We start from the raw sequence: 19434 nt of genomic DNA, 5'->3' as shown, positions 1-19434 counted from the left end.
GATAACCACAGAACTACTTTGTAGGGGCACGGCAAGTTATTGATTTTTATGGGGAATCTACAGACCGCTTAAAAAATAGGCAATGAATTTCCTCACCCGAAAAACGCCTTTCGCAGATTTCCGGAGGGCTGTCAAAGGACAACTCTGGGGAGAGTTCTGGCACAAGCAGGTGGTTATCCACAGCGCCGGACGGATGCGCCAGGTTGTCCCTTTGGACGCGACAGCACAAAAGCACGGCTGCGCACAGTGACCGCTGTATGACAAGTGCTTGTCACATAACGAAAAAAGCGGCCTGTCCACAGAAGGGGTGGACCCTTATCTACTACTACTAATTTGAATAAGAAGAATAAGAAATAGAGAGAGACCAAAGGTCGCGCCCGAAAAAAAGTCCGAAGGCCGCGCCTCGTTGCAACGCCGTCGGCGTGGCTGGCGCCCGCCCCGTGGCGCTCGCTACCATCGCTGGATGAGCTTCAAACCGCGGATCCTGATCGCCGAGGACGAATCGGGCATCGCCGACACCCTCCAGTACGTGCTCAAGAGCGACGGCTTCACGCCGGTCTGGTGCGCCACCGCGGAAGACGCGCTGGCGCAGTTCGCGCAGGAGGCGCCAGCGCTGGCGATACTGGATGTGGGATTGCCCGACATGAACGGCTTCGAGCTGTTCAAGCGGCTGCGCACGCTGAACCAGGCCATGGGCGGACCGGAGGTGCCGATGCTGTTCCTCACGGCGCGCAGCGACGAGATCGACCGCGTGGTGGGGCTGGAGCTCGGCGCCGACGACTACGTCGCCAAGCCGTTCTCGCCGCGCGAACTGGTGGCGCGCGTGCGCACCATTCTTCGGCGCAGCGCGCGGGGCGCGCCAGGGCCCTCAGGAACGCCAGGAAGCCCCGGAACCTCCGAACAGGGGGTCCCCCATGCCGGCGCGCCCCAGGCGGCGCCTGCGGCGCCTCAGACCCCTCCAGCGCCCAGCCAGCCCTTCGTGCTCGACCAGGAGCGCATGCAGATCCGCTACTACGGCCGGCTGCTCGAACTCTCGCGCTACGAATACGGTCTGCTGCGCCTGCTGGTGCAGCGCCCGGGGCGCGTGTTCACGCGCGACGAATTGCTCGAACTCGTCTGGGACGACGCGAGCGAAAGTTTCGACCGCACCGTCGATGCCCACATCAAGACCCTGCGCGCCAAGCTCAAGGCGATCGCGCCCGAGGTCGAGCCGATCCGCACGCTGCGCGGCACCGGCTACGCACTCAACGAAGAACTGCCCGCCAGGATCTCGTGACCCGGCGCACGCGCATCTTCATCGGTATCCTGCTGATCTACACGGCCGGCATCGCCTTCCTGCTGTACCGCGTCGTCTCCGACATCGATCCGCGCTACCGCGAGTCGGCCGAGGAATCGCTGGTCGAGACCTCGCAACTGGTGGCCAGCCTGGTCGAGCAGGACGTGATCGCGGGGGCCATCAACACGGCGCGGCTCGAGCCGCTGTTCCGCACGCTCTATGCGCGCGAGTTCTCGGCCCAGATCTACAACCTGCACAAGAGCCGGGTCGAGCTGCGCGTCTACGTGACCGACCGCAGCGGCCGCGTGATGTTCGATTCGCTCGGCCGGCACCTGGGCGCCGACTATTCGAAATGGAGCGACGTGAGCCGCACGCTGGCCGGTCTCTACGGCGCGCGCACCTCGCGCGACGTCGACGTCGATCCGCGCACCTCGGTGATGTACGTGGGCGCGCCGATCCGCTGGAACAACGAGATCGTCGGCATGGTCAGCGTGGGCAAGCCGGTGCAGAGCTTCGGCCAGTTCGTGGAGGACGCGCGGGCGCGCACGATCTGGGTCGGCGTGGGCTCGGCGCTGGCGCTGCTGCTGCTCGCGGTGATCGTCTCGGTCTGGCTGGTGCGGCCCTTCGGGCTGATCCGCGACTACTGGGGCTGGGTGCGCGCGCAGCGCAGCCTCAGCCTGCGGCGCATGGCGCGGCGCGCGGTCGACGCGGTGCGCAGCGGCTTCAGCGAGATGCGCGACACGCTGACCGGCCGCAACTACGTCGCCGACTACGTGCAGACCTTCACCCACGAGGTGAAGAGCCCGCTGTCGGCGATCCGCGGTGCGGCCGAGCTGCTGCAGGAACCCTCGATGCCGCACGAGGAGCGCGAGCGTTTCCTCGCCAACATCGCGCGCGAGACCCAGCGCATCCAGGAGATCGTCGACCGCATGATGGAGCTGACCGCGCTCGAGACCCGGCGTGCGCTCGAGCGCACGCAGCCGGTGGCGCTGGCCTCGCTGATCGACGACATCGCGATCAGCGCCCGGAGCGCCGCGGCGCAACGCAACATCCGCGTGCACGTGGACATCCGGGCCGAGGCCTCGGTCGAGGGCGATCCCTTCCTGCTGCGGCGCGCCGTCAGCAACCTGCTCGACAACGCGATCGATTTCTCGCCGACCGGCAGCGAGGTGCGCATGACACTCGAGACCACCTCGCGGCTGGCACGCGTGAGCGTGCGCGACCGCGGACCGGGCATTCCCGACTACGCGCAGGAGAAGGTCTTCCAGAAGTTCTATTCGCTGGCGCGGCCGCACAGCCAGAAGAAGAGTACCGGGCTGGGCCTGGCCTTCGTCAAGGAGATCGCCGCGCTGCACCACGGCCGCATCGAGCTCGGCAATGCGACGCGCGGCGGCGCGGTGGCCACGCTCACGCTGCCGCTGCTGTCGCCCTGAGCTGCTACTGGCGCCCGATCAGCGCGAGGTAGTCGCGCCGCGTGCCTTCGCTGACCGAGGCGATCAGCTGCTCGTACGGGGTCTTGTGGCGCGCCAGCATGCGCGCCGAGGCCACCATCTTCGATTTGCAGAACCAGTGGCAGGTGTGCTGCATCAGGAACAGCTCGGCCGACAGCGTGTAGGCCTTGTCCTTGGGACTGCGGCCGGCGCGGTTGTGCATCACCTCGTTGATGCCGCGCGCATGGATCGCGAAGGCCGCGCGCAGGTCGAAGGTCTCGCGCGGAAACAGCAGGTGCGCATAGGGCAGCGTCGCCAGCGGCGAGGTGCTCACGCGCGTCTGCGCAGCATCCACGCGCGCGAACTCGGCCGCGAAATTGGCGAACTGGGCCGCGAGCCGCGCCTCGGTCGCGTCGAGCACGCCCCAGACCTGCTGGCGCCGCTCGGGATCGTCCTCGCCGAGGCAGCGCAGGTAGCCCTCGGTGAGGTTCTCCATCAGCTTCTCGATCTGGTAGTTGCCCAGGTGGCGCGCCAGCAGCGCGATGCGCCGGCGCTGGTCGTGGGACTTGAGGAGGTAGGCGCCGATGGCGATCAGCGCCACCAGGGTGAGGATTTCCATGGACTTGGGAACGGGCGGACGGGAAGAAAGGGAGTGCGCCGAGTGTAGAGACCCCGGCGCGGCCCCTGCCGCCCGCGGCCCTAGCGGAAGAAGTCCAGGATGCGGTTGCGTTCCTCGGGCGGTGGCGGCGCGCCGATCGGCACGCCAGTCAGCACCTCGACCGGCTGCGGCGCGGCCTCGGGCTCGAGGCCCAGGCTCGCGACGCCGCGGCCCGGCGCGTAATCGTCGAAGTAGAGTTCGCCGTCCACGTGCACCAGGCCGGGCGGCTCGGGCAGCTGCGCCACCGGCACGCCGCGCAGCGCGGTCTGCATGTAGCCGGTCCAGATCGGCAGGCTCAGGCTGCCGCCGGTCTCGCCGCGCACGCCGAGCTGGCGCGGCGTGTCGTAGCCGATCCAGGTCACGCCGACCATGGTGGGCTGGAAGCCCGCGAACCAGGTGTCGAAGGAGTCGTTGGTGGTGCCGGTCTTGCCGAACAGGTCGTCGCGCTTGAGCGCCTGGTAGGCCTTGAAGCCGGTGCCGTTGCGCACCACGCTCTGCAGCAGCGAGTCCATCAGGTAGGCGTTGCGCGCGGGGATCGCGCGGTTGCTTTCGTCGAGCGCCGGCGGCTCGGTTTCCATCAGCACCTTGTCCTTGGCATCGGTCACGCGCGTCACGAGGTAGGGGTTGACGCGGTAGCCGCCGTTGGCGAACACCGAATAGCCGGCGGCCATCTGCAGCGGCGTGACCGAGCCCGCGCCGAGCGCCATCGGCAGGTTGGCCGGATGCTTGTCCTTGTCGAAGCCGAAGCGCGTGATCCAGTCCTGCGCATAGTCGGTGCCGATCGACTGCAGCACGCGGATCGTCACCAGGTTCTTCGATTTCATCAGCGCGGTGCGCAGAGGCATCGGGCCTTCGAAACCGCCGTCGAAGTTCTTCGGTTCCCAGGGCTGGCCGCCGTTGGCACCGGGCTCGAAGTACAGCGGCGCGTCGTTCACCACGGTGGCGGGCGTGAAGCCCTTCTCGAGCGCGGCCGAGTAGATGAAGGGCTTGAAGCTCGAACCGGGCTGGCGCCAGGCCTGCGTCACGTGGTTGAACTTGTTCTTGCTGTAGTCGAAGCCGCCGACCAGCGCCTTGATCGCGCCGGTGCGCGGGTCCATGCCGATGAAGGCGCCCTCGACCTCGGGCAGCTGCGTGATCTCCCAGCTGTTCTTGGCCGTGCGCGCCACGCGGATCACCGCGCCGCGGCGGATCTTGATGTTGGGCTGCGCCTTGGCCGCCAGGCCCGACTGCGCGGGGCGCAGGCCTTCGCCCGTGATCTCGATCGCCTCGCCGTTCGCGCGCACCGCGCTGACCTGCTTGGGCGAGGCATCGAGCACCACGGCCGCGATCACGTCGCCGTTGTCGGGATGCTCGGCCAGCGCGTCGTCGACCGCTTCGTCGACCTCCTTCGGATCGTCGGGCAGGTCGACGAACTTTTCGGGGCCGCGGTAGGGCTGGCGGCGCTCGTAGTCCATGATGCCGCGGCGCAGCGAGCGGTAGGCCGCCGACTGGTCGGCCGCCACCAGCGAGGTGTAGACCTTCATGCCGCTGGTGTAGATGCTGTCGCCGTACTGCGAATGCATCATCTGGCGCACTGTCTCGGCCACGAACTCGGCGTGCAGCCGGTTCGGGTCGGCGGCATCGCGCAGGTGCAGTTCCTCCTTCTTGGCCTCGGCCGCCTGCTCGGCGGTGATGAAGCCGGTCTCCTGCATGCGGTCGATCACGTAGAGCTGGCGCGCGCGGGCACGGCGCGGATTGGCCACCGGGTTGTTGGTGCCCGGTGCCTTGGGCAGGCCCGCGAGCATCGCGGCCTCGGCGATCGTGATGTTGGCCAGCGGCTTGCCGAAGTAGGCATCCGATGCCGCGGCGAAACCGTAGGCACGGTTGCCGAGGTAGATCTGGTTCATGTAGATCTCGAGGATCTGGTCCTTGGTCAGCTGCTGCTCGAGCCGCAGCGACAGCAGGATCTCGTAGGCCTTGCGGCTCAGCGTGCGCTCGGAGCTCAGGTAGACGTTGCGCGCCACCTGCATCGTGATGGTGGAGGCGCCCTGCTTGCGTCCGCCCTTGAGGCTGGCCACCGCCGCGCGCAGGAAGCCCTTGTAGTCGACGCCGCCGTGGTCGTAGAAGCGCGCGTCTTCGACGGCGAGCACCGCGTCCTTCATGACCTTGGGGATCGCCGCGAAGGGCGTGAGGTTGCGGCGCTCCTCGCCGAATTCGCCGAGCAGCTCGCCGTCGGACGAAAACACGCGCAGCGGTTGCTTGGGCCGGTAATCGGCGAGTTCGGAGCTGTCGGGCAGGCGCGGCGAGATCAGGGCGATGGCGACGGCGCCCGCGACCGCGAGCACCAGCACGCCCGAGCCCGCGACGATGGCGCTCCAGACGGCGATGCGCTGCCAGCGCGGTGGTTCGGGGGCGTCGGGTGAGCGGGGCTTGAAGGGATTGAACATGAGGGAGGTCCTGCTATTGAGAGAGTCCGCGCAGGCGCGGGTTCCGGGCCAGCCGCGATGCGCTCGCGGCCAGCATGGCGGCGTCGATGGCGCCGCGGCTCTCGGCCTGCCGCGCGCAGTGCATCGCGTCGAAGTACTTGTCGTGGTCGTAGGCGACCAGCAGCAGGTCCACGCCGGCATTCAGCGCACGCACCGTGGCGTTGCACAGGCCCCGGTCGTAGGCTGCACCCATCGTGAGATCGTCGGTGACGAGCAGGCCGTCGTGGCCCCACGCGTCGCGAATCACGGACTGCACGATTTTGCGCGAGAACGATGCCGGATGGTCGGGGTCGAGTTCTGGAACGATCACATGGGCGAGCATGACAGCCGCTTGTGTCGAAGCCGACACCTCTTGAAACGGTTTCCAGTCATGTGTTGCAAGTCGGGCCGCGGGCGTGCGCAGGAAGCCGGCCGCATGGTGCGTGTCCTCGGCCACGCCGGCCAGTCCCGGAAAGTGCTTGAGCGTGCCTTGCACGCCAACTGTTTCGAGGCCCTGTTCGTAGGCCCGCGCCACTTCGGCGACCAGGACCGGGTCGGCCGAGATCGCGCGTTCGTCGATGCGGGTGTGCAGGTCCCAGCGGCCCGGCGCGCGGCCGGTGCGCAGGTCGACCACGGGACTGAAGTTGAGCGTGATGCCCAGCGCGGCGAGCGCCCTGCCCTGTTGCTCGCCATAGGCGCGGGCGCGCTGCGCGAGTTCGTTCTCGGGCACGTCGGCATCGATCAGGGTGGCCAGCGAAGGCTGGCGTTCGATCAGCGGCGAGAGCCGCGACACGGTGCCGCCTTCCTGGTCGGTGGCGACGATCAGCGGCGGCAGGCCGGCCGCCATGCGCAAGTCCTGCAGGCTCGAGATCTCCTCGCGCAGTTGCGTCGCGCTGCGGCCCCTGACGTTGCGGCCGGTCACGAAGATGCCGCCGATCGCGCCGTGGCGCGCGAGCTCGCGCAGCATCGGCATCTCGGCGTTCTCGTAGCCGACGATGAAGTGCGCGCCGAGCCTGCGTGCCTGCGCGTCCGATGCGGCGAGTACTTCCGCGCGGCGCTGGCGGCTCGAGAGTTCGTCGGCCCCGCTGCAGAGCATCACCGCGCACAGCAGCCCGAGCAGCATCGGGCGCAGCGAACGGCGCGCGAAGCGCCAGACGATCGCCACGCCACCGCCCGCGAGCGCGAGCAGCAGCGGCACCTCCCAGGCGCGCAGGAAACGCAGGTGCGGATCCTTCAGGTGCCAGGCCCAGCAGCAGAGGACGGCCAGTGCCAGCCAGCCCAGGGCACCGAGCGCGACGCGCAGCGCTTTCATGCCGGATCGACGAGGGCCGCCGGCGCGGCTTCGGGCCGGCGCGACAGTGCATACCAGTCGACCTTGCGCGTCATCAGCATCAGCGCCGAGAGCATGCCGAAGATCAGCAGCGCGCCGAGCAGCAGCGCGTTGCTCTCGGAGGCCAGCAGCCCGTAGAGCGCACCGTAGAGCACCGCGACGAAGGCCGCGAAACCGGCGCCGCGCTTCCAGCTGCCGAGCACCGCGGCGAAGTAGATGCCCAGCAGCAGCACGCTCGCGCCGGCCGCGCCCGCATAGGCGAGCCAGAAGGCCAGCTTCTCCGACAGTGCCAGCAGCAGCAGGAAGAAGATCGCGATCGACAGGCCCACCAGGCCGTACTGCACCGGGTGCAGCCGCAGCTTGCGGAACAGCTCGAACATGAAGGCGGCCATCAGCACCAGGCCGATGAAGAGCGCGCCGTACTTGCCCGCGCGGGTGCTCATCGAATAGACGTTGATCGGCTGCGCGAGCGAGACATCGAAGCTCTGCGGGTTGAAGGGCTGCGGGCCGGCGCGCACATTGCCGTTGGCCGAGGCCGCCGTCGCGTCGGCGCGGCCCGCCAGGTCGACACGCACCTGTTCGCGCGCCGAGCTCACGAGCGAGGACACGCGCCAGTGCGCATCGAAGCCCTGCGGCGTGACCTCGCGCTTGGCCGCGAGGAAGCGGCCGCCGAAGCTCGGATGGGCCCAGGGCGACTTCAGGTGCGCGCTGGTTTCTTCCGCGATCGGCACCATCGACAGGGTGTCCTGGCCGACCAGCGAGAGCTTCATCTCGAAGGGCAGCGCCGCGCGCGACTGCCAGGCGGCCAGGGCCGCGCCGCCGAGCGGCGCGTGGATGCCGTTGGCGAACCAGGAGTCGTCGGGCAGGCCGGGCACGCGCTGGCGCAGCCGCAGTTCGGCGCCGTTCACCGTCAGCGCGGGCGAACCGTCGAGGCCGCGCAGGTCGCTCACGTTGAAGGCCACCAGCGGGGCCTTGAATTCGATCTTCGAATCGGGCTCGCTGTGCGCGACCGCCTCGGGGTCGAAGGCCGCGAAGCCGCCCGACAGCGTGGCGTCGAGCGTGTAGAACGGGATCTTGAAGATGCCGCGGTAGCGCTGCTGCGGCGTCATCGAACCCTCGATGTGCAGCTTGTCGGGGAACACCACGTGCGCCATCTCCTTGCTGCGCGCCTCCTGGCCGATCACCTTGCCCTGCGCGTCGCGCAGCGGTTCCATCCAGCGTTCGACGTAGGGCACCAGCAGCAGCGGGCCCACCACGGTCTGCGGGCCCGCGTAGGTGGCGGCCAGTTCGGCGGCGGCCTCGCGCTGGCTGTCGCCGCGCTCGTTGTTGATGCGGTCGATCTCGGCCAGCGGAATGCACAGCAGCAGCACCAGCAGCAGCAGCCCGCCCACCTTGGCCAGCATCGAATCCTTCAGCAGTTGAAGCATGTTTTCTCTCCTCGTTGACGACGGACCGGATGCTCGCCGTGCGATCCGAAGCCCGTGTGAAGCGTGGCGGCGCGGCGACTTCACGCGGACTTCACACAGCGCGGCGGACTTCAAGAAGCCTTCCCAATGCCTTCTCGCAGGCTGGCGACAGTGCAGGCCATCCGATACACAGAGAAGAGGACCCGACATGCACACCCCCTCCACCCATCGACCCGGCCGCTGGCTCTGGCTGGCGACGCTGAGCCTCGCGGTCGCGGGCTTCGTCGCGCTGAGCCTGAATCCCGTGCATGCGCAGGAAGCGACCGCGCCGCGCCTGAAGACCGAGAGCCCGTATTTCTTCGTGAAGAGCGACGATCCCTCGATCGACCGGCTGCCGCTCAAGGGCACCGAGGTCTCGGTGAAGATCTCGGGCGTGATCGCCGACGTGACGGTGACCCAGACCTACCGCAACGAGGGCCAGCGGCCCATCGAGGCCAAGTACGTGTTCCCGGGTTCGACCCAGGCGGCCGTGAGCGGCCTCAACGTGCGCCTGGCCGACCGCCTGATCACCGCGCAGATCCGCGAGAAGCAGCAGGCGAAGATCGAATACGACACCGCCAAGCGCGAAGGCAAGACCGCCGCGCTGCTCGAGCAGCATCTGCCGAACGTGTTCCAGATGAACGTCGCCAACATCCTGCCGGGCGACGACGTGAAGGTGGAATTGCGTTACAGCGAGCTGCTGGTGCCGCAGTCGGGCAACTACGCGTTCGTGTTCCCCACCGTGGTGGGCCCGCGCTACAACAGCCCGCAGTCCTCGAACGCACAGGCGCCCTGGGTCGGCCAGCCGACGCTGCGCGCGGGCGTGCCGGCCGGCACCACCTTCCGGCTCAAGGCCAGCATCGACACGCCGATGGGCCTGAAGGAGATCCGCTCGATGACGCACGCCATCGCCGTGAAGAAGAGCGACGAGGACCGCCATGCCGAGATCGAGCTGGCCGCCGACGGCCGCCCGGCCGACAACCGCGACTTCGTGCTCGACTACCGCCTCGCGGGCGAGAAGATCGAATCGGGCCTGATGCTCTACAAGGGCCAGGGCGAGAATGCCGAGAACTTCTTCCTCGCGATGGTTGAGCCGCCCAAGGCCGTGGCCGCCAGCGCCATCTCGCCGCGCGACTACATCTTCGTGGTCGACATCTCGGGTTCGATGCACGGCTTTCCGCTCGACACCGCGAAGACGGTGCTCGAACGCCTGATCGGCGGCCTGCGCCCCAGCGACACCTTCAACGTGCTGCTGTTCTCGGGCAGCAACAAGATGCTGTCGCCGGCCTCGGTGCCCGCGACCCGCGCCAACATCGAACAGGCACTGGCCACCATCAAGAACTTCGAGGGTGGCGGCAGCACCGAGCTGATCCCGGCACTCAAGCGCGTGTATGCCGAGCCGAAGGACGAGAAGGTCTCGCGCACCGTGGTGGTGGTGACCGACGGCTACGTGACGGTCGAGCGCGAGGCCTTCGAGCTGGTGCGCAACAACCTGTCGAAGGCCAACGTGTTCGCCTTCGGCATCGGCTCCTCGGTCAACCGCAGCCTGATGGAAGGCATCGCGCGCGCCGGCATGGGCGAGCCCTTCATCATCACCGACCCGGCGCAGGCGCCCGAGCAGGCCGCGCGCTTCCGCCGCATGGTCGAGTCGCCGGTGCTGACCAGCGTGAAGGCCACCTTCGGCGGACTGGATGTCTACGACGTGGAGCCGCAGGCGCTGCCCGACGTGCTGGGCGAACGGCCGGTGATCGTGTTCGGCAAGTGGCGCGGCGAGGCGCGCGGGCGCGTGATCGTCGAGGGCCAGGGCGCCGAAGGCCCGTATCGCCAGGAAGTGCGCATCGATGCGCGCACGCGCCAGGACACGGCCGCGCTGCGCACGCTGTGGGCGCGCCATCGCATCCAGAGCCTGAGCGACCAGGAAGCGCTCGAAGGCAGCGCGGCCTTCAAGGACCGCATCACCGAGCTCGGCCTCAAGTACAGCCTGCTGACCCAATACACCAGCTTCATCGCGGTCGACAAGGTGGTGCGCAATGCCGCGCCGCAGGACAGCGCCAGCGTGAACCAGCCGTTGCCGATGCCGCAGGGCGTCAGCGATACCGCCGTGGACGGCGGCGCGCTCGGCGCCGAGGTGCCGAGCACGCCCGAGCCCGAGACGCTGGGCGCCATCGCGGTCGTGCTGTCGGTGCTGGCGATGCTGCGCCGCCGCGCGCGCCGCCACGATGCACGCCGTTTCACGGCCTGATGCGGGAGCACGACCTCATGTCCCTGGCAACTCTTGCCCACCGCCATCCACGCATCGTGGATTGGGGCATCCGCATCGACCGATTCCCGGCCGCCGCCTGGCTGGCCCTGCAGTTCGCCGCGCTGGCGCCGACCTGGGGCTGGATGCTGCGGCGCATGGTCGACGGATCGGACGATCCGCTCGGGCTGCTGGCGCTGGTCGCGCTGGCGGCGCTGGCCTGGCAGTGCCGTGGCGAACTGCGCGCCGCGCCGCGGCTGGGCTGGCTCGCGCTGGCCGGCGCCGGCACGCTCGCGGCGACCGTGCTGCGCACCGGCCTCGGCAGCCTGCCCGCGCTGCCGCCGCTCGCGGCCGGACTGTTGGCGGTGCTGTCGCTGGCGGCGGGCCTCATGGCCTTCCTGCCGCGCCGCGTGGCGGCCGTGCCGGTCGCGGGGCTCGCAGTGCTGGCGCTGCCGCTGCTGTCCTCGCTGCAGTTCTATGCCGGCTATCCGCTGCGCGTGGTGACGGCCGAGGCCAGCCGCTGGTTGTTGGCACCGGGCTTCGAGGTGGCGCGCGAAGGCAGCACCCTGCTGATCGACGGCCGGATGGTGATCGTCGATGCGCCGTGTTCGGGCGTGCAGATGGTCTGGCTCGGCTACTTCACGGCCTGCGCCGTCGCGCTGTGGGCGCGGCGCGCCGACCGCGGCTTCCTGGCCCGGCTGCCGCTGGTCGGCCTCGCGGTGCTGGCCGGCAACATCGTGCGCAACAGCGTGCTGATCGCTTGCGAAGGCGCCGGCCATCCGCTGGCGCCGTGGGCGCACAACGCGCTGGGCCTGGTCGTGCTGGCGCTGGTGTGCGGCGCCATCGCGCGGCTGATGGCGCGCGAGCGAAGCGGCGCGGGCCTCGATTTCGTCATGCGGCCCGTTCCGGGCCTGATCACCACCCAGGGAGGCCGCCGTGTCGACACTGCCCATTGAGCACATGTTCGAGCGTCTGTTCGCCAATCACTTCATCAACCGCATGGGTCACAAGACGCTGTTCGCCATCGCGATGCTGCTGTGCATCCTGTGGTCGGGCGCCGCCGCGCTGCGCACGCCGGTCGTGGCCGCGCCGGTGGCGAGCACGATCGAGTGGCCACGCGAATGGGACGGTGCCGCGCTGCGTCCGCTCGCGCTCAGCGAGGTCGAGCAGCGCTTCGCCGACCGCTTTCCGGGCGCCATCGGCCGCATGACCGACGGCCGCCAGACCCTGGTGATGCGCGAGGTGCGCGAGCCCACGCGCATGCTGCATCCGGCCGCCGACTGCTACCGCGCGCTCGGCTACCGCATCGCGCAGGAGCGGCTGGAGCACCAGGTGCAGGCCGGCGAGTCGCATTTGTGGCGCTGTTTTGTTGCGCAACGGCACGGCGGGCAAAAGTTCCGCGTCTGCGAGCGCATCGTCGACGCCGATGGCGCCGCTTTCACCGACACTTCAGCCTGGTACTGGGCGGCAGCCAGCGGCCGGTCGAACGGACCGTGGCAAGCCGTCACCGTGGCGAGACCGATGTGAACCCATTGCTGAAAAAGACCCTGCGATTTCTCCTCTTCGGCCTGCTGGCCCTGGTGATCACGGCCGGCGTGGCGATCTTCCTGATCGTCAAGCTCGCGCTGGCCCCCGCGCCCGGCGAATGGCGCACCACGGTGAAGGCCGGTCCGCTCGCCTTCGAGACCGGCGTGCCGACCGCGGTGCGCATCGCCACCTCGCCCTGGTTCGCGCCATGGCTCGACGGCCGCTCGCTCGACACCGGCCACGGCACCGTGCGCTTCGCCTGGAAGGCGGCCGACGGCCTGCTCGAACTGCACTGCGCGCCGTGCAGCGTAGAGTTGCCGGCGCTGGGCGCGCAGCCGATCCGCGTGCAGCGGCTGGTGGCCACGGTGCGCCGCGACGGCAACACGCTCAACGGCACGCTCGGCGCCACGCCGCAGGGATCGCCCGTGGGCGATCCCGCCGCCACGCTGCAGGGCAAGTGGGAAGGCCGCCTCGCGCCGAAGAACCTGCAGCTCAGCGTCGACATCCAGGACGCGCCGATCGCGCGCTGGTACGCGGTGCTGGTGCCCGGCCTGCCCGAGCTGCAGCGCGCGCGCATCGGCGGCACGCTGGCGCTGCGCGGCCATGTCGTGCTGCCCGAAGCCACCTTCTCGGTGCTGCCCAGCGTCAGCCAGTTCACGGTCGAGGGCCTGGGCACCGAGGCCATGCTGGGCGCGCGCACCAGCTGCGGCCCCTCGGCCAGGCTGACCAACGACAGCTGGCTCGCGCGCGCGGTCATCGCGGCGGAGGACCAGCGCTTCTTCACCCACACCGGCTACGACCTGACCGAGATCCTGGCCTCCATCGACAACAACCAGAAGGAAGGCGCGCAGAAGCGCGGCGGCAGCACGCTCACGCAGCAGCTCGCGAAGCTGCTGGCGACCGGCAGCGAGCGCACGGCCGAACGCAAGCTGCGCGAGCTGCTCTACGCGGTCGAGATGGAGCAGACGCTGGGCAAGGCGCGCATCCTGCAGCTCTACCTCGACAACGCGCCATGGGGCGGCAACCTCTGCGGCGCGGAAGCCGCGGCCAAGCGCTATTTCAAGCGCAGCGCGCGCAGTCTCGAACCCGCGCAGGCGGTCTGGCTCGCGGCCATGCTGCACAAGCCGCAGGCGGTGCTCGAGCAGTGGCGGCGCGACGGGGCCATCGATCCCGATCGCGTGAAGTGGGTGGCCGAGGGTGTGCGCGGCATCAGCCGCAACCAGCGCGAGTCGCTGCTCAAGAGCGTGGCCAGCGCGAAGTTCGCGCCGCCGGAGCCGAACCCATGAGCGCCGAGGTCGAAGCGATCGAGCGCGCCACAATCGCGGCCGTGTCGCCCGATGCCGTCGGCGCCATCGAGGGCTGGCTGCTGCCCTTCGACCACGGCACGGTCTCGCGTGCCCGCTCGGCCGTGCCGCTGCGCCATGCGCCGGCGGCCCAGGGCACGCTCGAGCGGATCGAGCAAGGCTACGCCGCGCAGGGGCTCCCGCCCATGCTGCGGCTGGCCGATCTGGAATGCTTCGACGGCCTGCGCGCCGAACTCGAAGCCCGGCGCTATCGCGGCGCCAAGCCCACGCTGGTGCAGACCGCCACCTTGCGCCGGATGCAGGCCGTGGCACCGGCCGGCGCGCTGCCGGCAGAGGTCGATACCGCGCCCGACGAGGCCTGGGCGGCGCTGTTCCTCGGCGAGGGTTTCGATCCAGTCGATGGCGCCCACCGCGTGCGCGTGCTGGCGCGTGCCCAGGGCTCGCTCTATGCGAGCGTGCGCGAAGGCGGCCGCACCGTCGCCGCGGGCGCGATGGCTTTCGGCCATGGCTGGGCCAGCGTGCACGGCATGCGCACCGACGCCGCCCAGCGTGGCCGCGGCCTGGCCGGGCGCGTGCTCGCGGGGCTGGCGCAGGTGGCGCTCGAGCGGGGGTTCGAAAAGGTGTTCCTGCAGGTCGAGGCGCAGAACGATCCCGCGCTGGCGCTGTACCGACGCGCCGGTTTCGAGACGCGCTGGCAGTACCGGTACTGGCAGCCTTCGGCCTGAAAACGGCGGACTCAGCCTCGCGGCTCGAGCTCCAGCCCGAAGCGCACCTCGTCCAGTGCCGCATCGACCAGCGCCAGCGGATCGTCGAAGCCCGGCGCGAGCTTGAGGATGCCGTGCAGTCGGTGATCGATCAGCAGCACCGCGAGCCCGTGCACATAGCCCCAGGCCGAGGTCATCTGCATGGCTTCGGCATTGCTCAGCGAGGTGGGCGGGCTGTCGGGCAGCCGCGGCGCGCCGCCGATGATCGAGGCCATCACGCGCATCGCCTCGGCGGCCGCGGCGCCCAGCACGGGGTGCAGCATGTCGATCTTCTCGGTGCGGAACATCAGCCCGAACAGCGCCGGGTTCCCGTGCGCGAAATGCACGTAGGCGCGGCCGATCGCGTTGCGCCGCGCGCCGGCATCGGCACCCTCGGGCGCCGAGGTGCGCATCGCGTCGGCCAGGCGATGGAACCCCACGGCGGCGAGCGAGCTCAACAGGCCGGTGGTGTCGCCGAAGTGGTGCTTGGGGGCGGTGTGCGAGACGCCCGCTTCGCGCGCGATCGCGCGCAGGCCGAGCCCGGCGATGCCGTCGCGCTGCAGCACGGTCTCGGCCGCGGCCAGCAAGGCATCGGGCAAGGCGCCGTGGTGATAGCGACGTGCCGGCGCGGCGGGCTCGGCCAACGCGGCCGGCGAAGATTCGGCGGTGGCCGGCTCCGTGGAACGGGGGCGGCGCGGACGGGAGGCAACAGGCATCCAAAAATCTTACCACTGGAAAAATCTCTTGACTTCATCGGATGGCTCGACGATATTTCCACTGGAAAGATAAGCCCTCCCCGCTTTTCCACCCATACACCGGCCCCGGCCGACGATCCGAAGGAACCCCGATGAACGATGCCGTCACCCGCAGCGCCCCGCCTTCCAACATGGGCCCGATCGACTTCGAGACCGACGTCGGTCCGCTGCCGCTGAAGGGCACGCTGCCCGCCGGCCTGCGCGGCACGCTGGTGCGCAACGGCCCGAACCCGGTGGCGCCCGATCCGCGCGCCCACTGGTTCGCCGGCGACGGCATGCTGCATGCCTTCCACATCACCGACGGCGCGGTGCACTACCGCAACCGCTGGGTGCGCACCCAGCGCTGGCAGGCCACGGTCGAAGGGCAGGAACGGCGCCGCGTCGGCTTCCAGAGCACCGAGGGCGAGGCACCGAAGCGCGAGGACGACGGCACCGGCAACACCAACGTGATCGGCCATGCCGGCCGCATGCTCGCGCTCGAGGAAGCGCACCTGCCGATCGCGATGACGCTGCCCGGGCTCGACACGCTCGGCGCCACCGACCTCGACGGCCGCCTGCACGGCAGCTTCACGGCCCATCCCAAGACCGATCCGCGCACCGGCGAGCTGCTGTTCTTCGGCTACGGCACGCCCGCGCCGCTGTCGGCGGGCATGAGCTTCGGCAGCATCGCGGCCGACGGCCGCGTCACGCGCTTCGAGACCTTCGAGGCGCCCTATGCCAGCATGGTCCACGACTTCATGGTGACCGAGGGCCACGTGATGTTCCCGATCATGCCGATCACCGCCAGCCTCGAGCGCGCGCAGCAGGGCCGCCCGCCCTATGCCTGGGAGCCCGAGTTCGGCACCCGCGTCGGCCTGATGCCGCGCGGCGGCAGCAGCGCCGACATCGTCTGGTGGCGCGGCCCGGCCTGCTACGTGTTCCACGTGATGAATGCCTGGGAGGCCGACGGCAGCCTGTACGCCGACGTGATGCAGTTCGACACGCCGCCGCTGTTCCCGCGTCCCGACGGCTCGCCGATCGGCGCGGGCGATCCGCCCGCGCGCCTGGTGCGCTGGCAGTTCGAGCTCGCGAACCCGGCGCGCGAATTCACGCGCACCGTGCTCGATCCGCGCCCCGGCGAATTCCCGCGCATCGATGACCGCTTCGCCGGCCTGCCCTACCGCCATGGCTGGTACGTGCTGCGCGACGACGAGGCTTCCACCGAGGCGCGGCGCAATTTCGCGGGCCTCGCGCACGTCGACCATGCCAACGGCGAGCGCGGCATCTACAAGCTGCCGGCGCCCGACACGATGTCGGAGGCCGTGTTCGTGCCGCGCTCGGCGCAGGCCGAGGAAGGCGATGGCTGGCTGCTCGCCACCATCTGGCGTGGCGCCACCAACACCAGCGAGCTCGCCGTCTTCGATGCGCGTGCCGTGGCCAACGGCCCGCTGTGCACCGCCGCGCTGCCGCACCGCGTGCCCGTGGGCTTCCATGGCAACTGGTTCGATGCTGAGGGCAGCGTGCCCGGCGCCGCCGCGCGGGCCGATGCGCAACCCACCGTTCGCTTCGGAGCGTCGTCATGAGCATGCTGCTGGCCTTCGCGCCCTTCATCGTCTTCGCGCTGTTCGACCGCCTGCTCGGCGTGGTGCCCGCGCTCTCGGCCGCGGCGGCGCTGTCGGCCGTGCTGCTGTTGCGCGACTGGCTCACGCCGAAGCGCACGGTCAAGGTGCTCGAGATCGGCACCGTGCTGCTGTTCGGTGGCCTCGCCGTGTTCGCGCTCGCCACCCACACCGAGTGGTCGCTGCTCGGCGTGCGGCTGCGCGTCGACGCGGGGCTGCTGCTGGTGGTGCTGGCCTCGATGGCCATCGGCCAGCCCTTCACCCTGCAGTATGCGAAGGAGCAGACGCCGCCCGAGGTCTGGGTGCTGCCGGGCTTCAAGCTGGTCAACATGGTCATCACCGCCGCCTGGGCCGTGGCCTTCGCGCTGATGGTGCTGGCCGATGTGGCGATGGTCTACCTGCCTTCGCTGCCGCTGTGGGTGGGCATCGCGGTCACGGTCGCGGCCATCGTCGGCGCGATCCGCTTCACGCAGTGGTACCCCGAGCACATGCGCGCGCGCTTCGAGGCCGCGGCCGGGGGCTGAGCGCCCGCCCCCACGGGTGGCGCGGTCGGGCCATTGGTGCCACCATGGCCGGATGACCCACACGAACCACCATCATCTCCACCATCCCACCGAGCCCGTGGCCGCGCCGCGCGGCATCGACCACATCGTGGCCGGTGTGTCGGCCAGCGATGGCGACGGCGTGAAGCTCACGCGCGTGCTCGGGCAGCCGCTGCAGAAGCGGCTCGATCCCTACCTCATGCTCGATGCCTTCGGCAGCGACAACCCCGGCGACTACGTCGGCGGCTTTCCGAACCATCCGCACCGCGGCTTCGAGACGGTCACCTACATGATCGCCGGCCGCATGCGGCACCGCGACAGCGCGGGCCACGAGGGCCTGCTCGAGAACGGCGGCGTGCAATGGATGACCGCGGGCCGCGGCCTGGTGCACAGCGAGCTGCCGGAGCAGCAGGAAGGCCTGATGGAAGGCTTCCAGCTCTGGCTCAACCTGCCGGCCGACGAGAAGCTGCGCGAGCCCTGGTACCGCGACATCCAGAGTGCCGAGATCCCCGAGTTCACCACCGCCGAAGGCGTGCACGTGCGCGTGATCGCGGGCGCGAGCCACGGCATCGAGGGCGCCGTGCGGCGCGAGCGCACCGAGCCGCTGTACCTCGACATCACGCTGCCGCCGGGCGCCGAGTTCGCGCAGCCGCTGCCGCCGTCGCACAACGCGCTGGTCTACGTGTTCCGCGAATCGCTGTGGATCGCGGGCAGCGAGGTGCCGACGCGGCGCATGGCCATCCTCGCGAACGAGGCCGGCAGCGACGGCGTGCTGCTGCGCGCCGGCTCGACCAACCACAGCCCGGCGCGCGCGCTGCTGATCGCGGGCCACCCGTTGAACGAACCCATCGTGCAGTACGGCCCGTTCGTGATGAACACGCCCGAGCAGATCAAGCAGGCGGTCGACGACTTCCGCCAGGGCCGCTTCGGCTGAGCCTGCGCCGACGCGGCGGTGCGGCCTGCGCCTACCGCGTGTCGGCATGGAGGTCGGCGCACGGGGCCGGGCGAGGCTTCTACGTTGCCTGCATGCCCCCCACGATCCGAAAAGGACAGGCGCCCGCCACGCTGCAGCGCGCCGAGTTCCATGAACGCTTCATGCAGGACTTCCAGGACCCGGCCTTCCAGGCCGAGTCCGAATCGCTGCGGCGCATCGAGCTGATCGCCTGGGAGGCCTACCACGAAGGCCGCAAGGCACCCGTCACGCGCAAGGCCGGGCCCGGCTATGCCGATCCCGACTACGAACTCTCGGTCGACTGGCTCGAGGCCAAGGCGCGCATCGACGCGGCGCACGCCAAGTGGGCCGATCCGCAGAGCCATTCGCGCGTGCTGCTGGTCAATGGTTCGCCGCGCAACGACGGCACCTGCCCCGGCGAGATCTCCAAGACCTGGCGGCTGACGCAGCTCGCGCGCGAGGTGCTCGAGGGCAGCGGCGTGAAGACCGATGTGCTCGACCTGAGCCTGCTGACCTCCGACTACGGCCGCGAGATCCATCCGTGCAAGGGCTGCGTCTCGACCGCGATGCCGCTGTGCCATTGGCCCTGCAGCTGCTATCCCAACCATTCGCTGCGCCAGACCGGCGACTGGATGAACGAGATCTACGAGCGCTGGACCGCGGCGCATGGCGTGATCGTGCTCACGCCCGCCCACTGGTACCAGGCCACGAGCCCGCTCAAGCTGATGATCGACCGGCTGGTGTGCGCCGACGGCGGCAACCCCGATCCCACCAGCACGCACGGCAAGAAGGCCGAGGAGGCCAAGGCGCTCGAGCTCGAGGGCTGGGGCTATCCCAAGCATCTCGATGGCCGTGCCTATGGCGTGGTGGTGCATGGCGACGTGGCCGGCATCGAGAGCGTGCGGCGCAACCTCTGCGACTGGCTCGACTGGATGGGGCTGATCGACGCGGGGAGCGCGGCGCAGCTCGATCGCTACATTGGCTACTACGAGCCCTATGCCACCAGCCACGACACGCTCGATGCCGACGCCGACCTGCAGGAAGAGGTGCGAAACGTCGCGCGCGCGGTGGCGCAGGCGGTGCGGCAGCTGCGCACCGGCAAGCTCAAATCGCCTGACCGGGGCCTGAAGAGGCCGCGTCCCAAGTAGCTCGCGCGCAAAAATTCACGGCGGCCCGCGCCGCCATTCACCA

The 19434-nt window shown here is 69.7% G+C and carries 16 protein-coding genes; 11 read left to right on the top strand and 5 right to left on the bottom strand.

Annotation, left to right across the window (positions count from 1 at the left end; all coding sequences use genetic code 11):
- Nucleotides 1–463 precede the first annotated feature (463 nt).
- On the top strand, nucleotides 464–1276 hold the full coding sequence (locus tag R0232_RS00145) for a response regulator (protein ID WP_431510882.1): 813 nt from the start codon (nucleotides 464–466) through the stop codon (nucleotides 1274–1276).
- A complete protein-coding gene (gene creC, locus R0232_RS00140; RefSeq protein WP_431510881.1) occupies nucleotides 1273–2709 on the top strand; it encodes a two-component system sensor histidine kinase CreC in 1437 nt (478 codons plus the stop codon). The genes R0232_RS00145 and creC overlap by 4 nt, the downstream gene beginning before the upstream one ends.
- A gap of 4 nt (nucleotides 2710–2713) precedes the next feature.
- On the opposite strand, the gene R0232_RS00135 is transcribed toward creC, so the two are convergent.
- From R0232_RS00135 to creD, 4 genes are all read right to left on the bottom strand, one after another.
- Nucleotides 2714–3325: a hypothetical protein gene (locus R0232_RS00135; protein WP_398495205.1), complete on the bottom strand. Its 612-nt coding sequence runs from the start codon at nucleotides 3323–3325 to the stop codon at nucleotides 2714–2716.
- Nucleotides 3326–3405: 80 nt separating this feature from the next.
- Nucleotides 3406–5790, bottom strand: a complete 2385-nt coding sequence (locus R0232_RS00130; RefSeq protein ID WP_431510880.1) for a penicillin-binding protein 1A — start codon at nucleotides 5788–5790, stop codon at nucleotides 3406–3408.
- A 13-nt stretch (nucleotides 5791–5803) separates the two neighbouring features.
- Nucleotides 5804–7120: a glycoside hydrolase family 3 N-terminal domain-containing protein gene (locus R0232_RS00125; protein ID WP_431510879.1), complete on the bottom strand. Its 1317-nt coding sequence runs from the start codon at nucleotides 7118–7120 to the stop codon at nucleotides 5804–5806.
- Nucleotides 7117–8565: a cell envelope integrity protein CreD gene (gene creD, locus R0232_RS00120; protein WP_431510878.1), complete on the bottom strand. Its 1449-nt coding sequence runs from the start codon at nucleotides 8563–8565 to the stop codon at nucleotides 7117–7119. Before creD ends, R0232_RS00125 begins: the two co-directional genes overlap by 4 nt.
- A 187-nt stretch (nucleotides 8566–8752) precedes the next feature.
- Between creD and R0232_RS00115 the strand changes: the two genes are divergently transcribed.
- Genes R0232_RS00115 through R0232_RS00095 form a run of 5 tightly spaced genes read left to right on the top strand, consistent with a single transcriptional unit; the run spans nucleotide 8753 to nucleotide 14378 of the window.
- A complete protein-coding gene (locus R0232_RS00115; protein ID WP_431510877.1) occupies nucleotides 8753–10825 on the top strand; it encodes a VIT and vWA domain-containing protein in 2073 nt (690 codons plus the stop codon).
- A gap of 17 nt (nucleotides 10826–10842) precedes the next feature.
- Nucleotides 10843–11778 carry an exosortase Q gene (gene xrtQ, locus R0232_RS00110; RefSeq protein ID WP_208511707.1) on the top strand — a complete coding sequence of 312 codons (936 nt, stop codon included), beginning with the start codon at nucleotides 10843–10845 and terminating at the stop codon, nucleotides 11776–11778.
- Between the two features lie 4 nt (nucleotides 11779–11782).
- A complete protein-coding gene (locus R0232_RS00105) occupies nucleotides 11783–12349 on the top strand; it encodes a hypothetical protein (RefSeq protein WP_431512952.1) in 567 nt (188 codons plus the stop codon).
- Complete coding sequence (locus R0232_RS00100; protein WP_431510876.1) at nucleotides 12346–13635, top strand: biosynthetic peptidoglycan transglycosylase; 1290 nt, start codon at nucleotides 12346–12348, stop codon at nucleotides 13633–13635. The genes R0232_RS00105 and R0232_RS00100 overlap by 4 nt, the downstream gene beginning before the upstream one ends.
- On the top strand, nucleotides 13632–14378 hold the full coding sequence (locus R0232_RS00095) for a GNAT family N-acetyltransferase (RefSeq protein WP_431510875.1): 747 nt from the start codon (nucleotides 13632–13634) through the stop codon (nucleotides 14376–14378). Before R0232_RS00100 ends, R0232_RS00095 begins: the two co-directional genes overlap by 4 nt.
- Nucleotides 14379–14389: 11 nt before the next feature.
- Here the strand turns inward: R0232_RS00095 and R0232_RS00090 are convergent, their stop codons facing one another.
- Entirely contained in the window at nucleotides 14390–15112 is a 723-nt protein-coding gene (locus tag R0232_RS00090; RefSeq protein ID WP_431510874.1) for a TetR/AcrR family transcriptional regulator, read from the bottom strand.
- Between the two features lie 131 nt (nucleotides 15113–15243).
- Between R0232_RS00090 and R0232_RS00085 the strand changes: the two genes are divergently transcribed.
- From R0232_RS00085 to R0232_RS00070, 4 genes are all read left to right on the top strand, one after another.
- Nucleotides 15244–16713, top strand: coding sequence for a carotenoid oxygenase family protein (locus tag R0232_RS00085; protein ID WP_431510873.1), 1470 nt, complete (start codon nucleotides 15244–15246; stop codon nucleotides 16711–16713).
- The gene (locus tag R0232_RS00080) at nucleotides 16710–17273 is read left to right on the top strand and encodes a hypothetical protein (RefSeq protein ID WP_296788355.1); all 564 of its coding nucleotides are present in this window, start codon (nucleotides 16710–16712) and stop codon (nucleotides 17271–17273) included. The genes R0232_RS00085 and R0232_RS00080 overlap by 4 nt, the downstream gene beginning before the upstream one ends.
- Before the next feature lie 52 nt (nucleotides 17274–17325).
- Complete coding sequence (locus R0232_RS00075) at nucleotides 17326–18225, top strand: pirin family protein (protein ID WP_057591842.1); 900 nt, start codon at nucleotides 17326–17328, stop codon at nucleotides 18223–18225.
- A gap of 92 nt (nucleotides 18226–18317) precedes the next feature.
- On the top strand, nucleotides 18318–19391 hold the full coding sequence (locus R0232_RS00070) for a flavodoxin family protein (protein WP_208511713.1): 1074 nt from the start codon (nucleotides 18318–18320) through the stop codon (nucleotides 19389–19391).
- Nucleotides 19392–19434 lie beyond the last annotated feature (43 nt).

The sequence above is a fragment of the Variovorax sp. DAIF25 genome, assembly GCF_050711835.1.
Classification (GTDB): Bacteria; Pseudomonadota; Gammaproteobacteria; order Burkholderiales; family Burkholderiaceae_C; genus Variovorax.
The sequence above is the reverse complement of the archived record's forward strand: the minus strand, read 5'-3'. Positions and strand labels throughout refer to the sequence as shown.

What these genes read in the sequence shown, in the direction of transcription:
- R0232_RS00070 (WP_208511713.1), top strand. Translation starts at nt 18,318, where the DNA reads ATGCCCCCCACGATCCGAAAAGGACAGGCGCCCGCCACGCTGCAGCGC.
- creD (WP_431510878.1), bottom strand. Translation starts at nt 8,565, where the DNA reads ATGCTTCAACTGCTGAAGGATTCGATGCTGGCCAAGGTGGGCGGGCTG.
- R0232_RS00090 (WP_431510874.1), bottom strand. Translation starts at nt 15,112, where the DNA reads ATGCCTGTTGCCTCCCGTCCGCGCCGCCCCCGTTCCACGGAGCCGGCC.
- R0232_RS00145 (WP_431510882.1), top strand. Translation starts at nt 464, where the DNA reads ATGAGCTTCAAACCGCGGATCCTGATCGCCGAGGACGAATCGGGCATC.
- R0232_RS00080 (WP_296788355.1), top strand. Translation starts at nt 16,710, where the DNA reads ATGAGCATGCTGCTGGCCTTCGCGCCCTTCATCGTCTTCGCGCTGTTC.
- R0232_RS00105 (WP_431512952.1), top strand. Translation starts at nt 11,783, where the DNA reads ATGTTCGAGCGTCTGTTCGCCAATCACTTCATCAACCGCATGGGTCAC.
- R0232_RS00130 (WP_431510880.1), bottom strand. Translation starts at nt 5,790, where the DNA reads ATGTTCAATCCCTTCAAGCCCCGCTCACCCGACGCCCCCGAACCACCG.
- R0232_RS00075 (WP_057591842.1), top strand. Translation starts at nt 17,326, where the DNA reads ATGACCCACACGAACCACCATCATCTCCACCATCCCACCGAGCCCGTG.
- R0232_RS00085 (WP_431510873.1), top strand. Translation starts at nt 15,244, where the DNA reads ATGAACGATGCCGTCACCCGCAGCGCCCCGCCTTCCAACATGGGCCCG.
- R0232_RS00125 (WP_431510879.1), bottom strand. Translation starts at nt 7,120, where the DNA reads ATGAAAGCGCTGCGCGTCGCGCTCGGTGCCCTGGGCTGGCTGGCACTG.
- R0232_RS00095 (WP_431510875.1), top strand. Translation starts at nt 13,632, where the DNA reads ATGAGCGCCGAGGTCGAAGCGATCGAGCGCGCCACAATCGCGGCCGTG.
- xrtQ (WP_208511707.1), top strand. Translation starts at nt 10,843, where the DNA reads ATGTCCCTGGCAACTCTTGCCCACCGCCATCCACGCATCGTGGATTGG.
- R0232_RS00135 (WP_398495205.1), bottom strand. Translation starts at nt 3,325, where the DNA reads ATGGAAATCCTCACCCTGGTGGCGCTGATCGCCATCGGCGCCTACCTC.
- R0232_RS00115 (WP_431510877.1), top strand. Translation starts at nt 8,753, where the DNA reads ATGCACACCCCCTCCACCCATCGACCCGGCCGCTGGCTCTGGCTGGCG.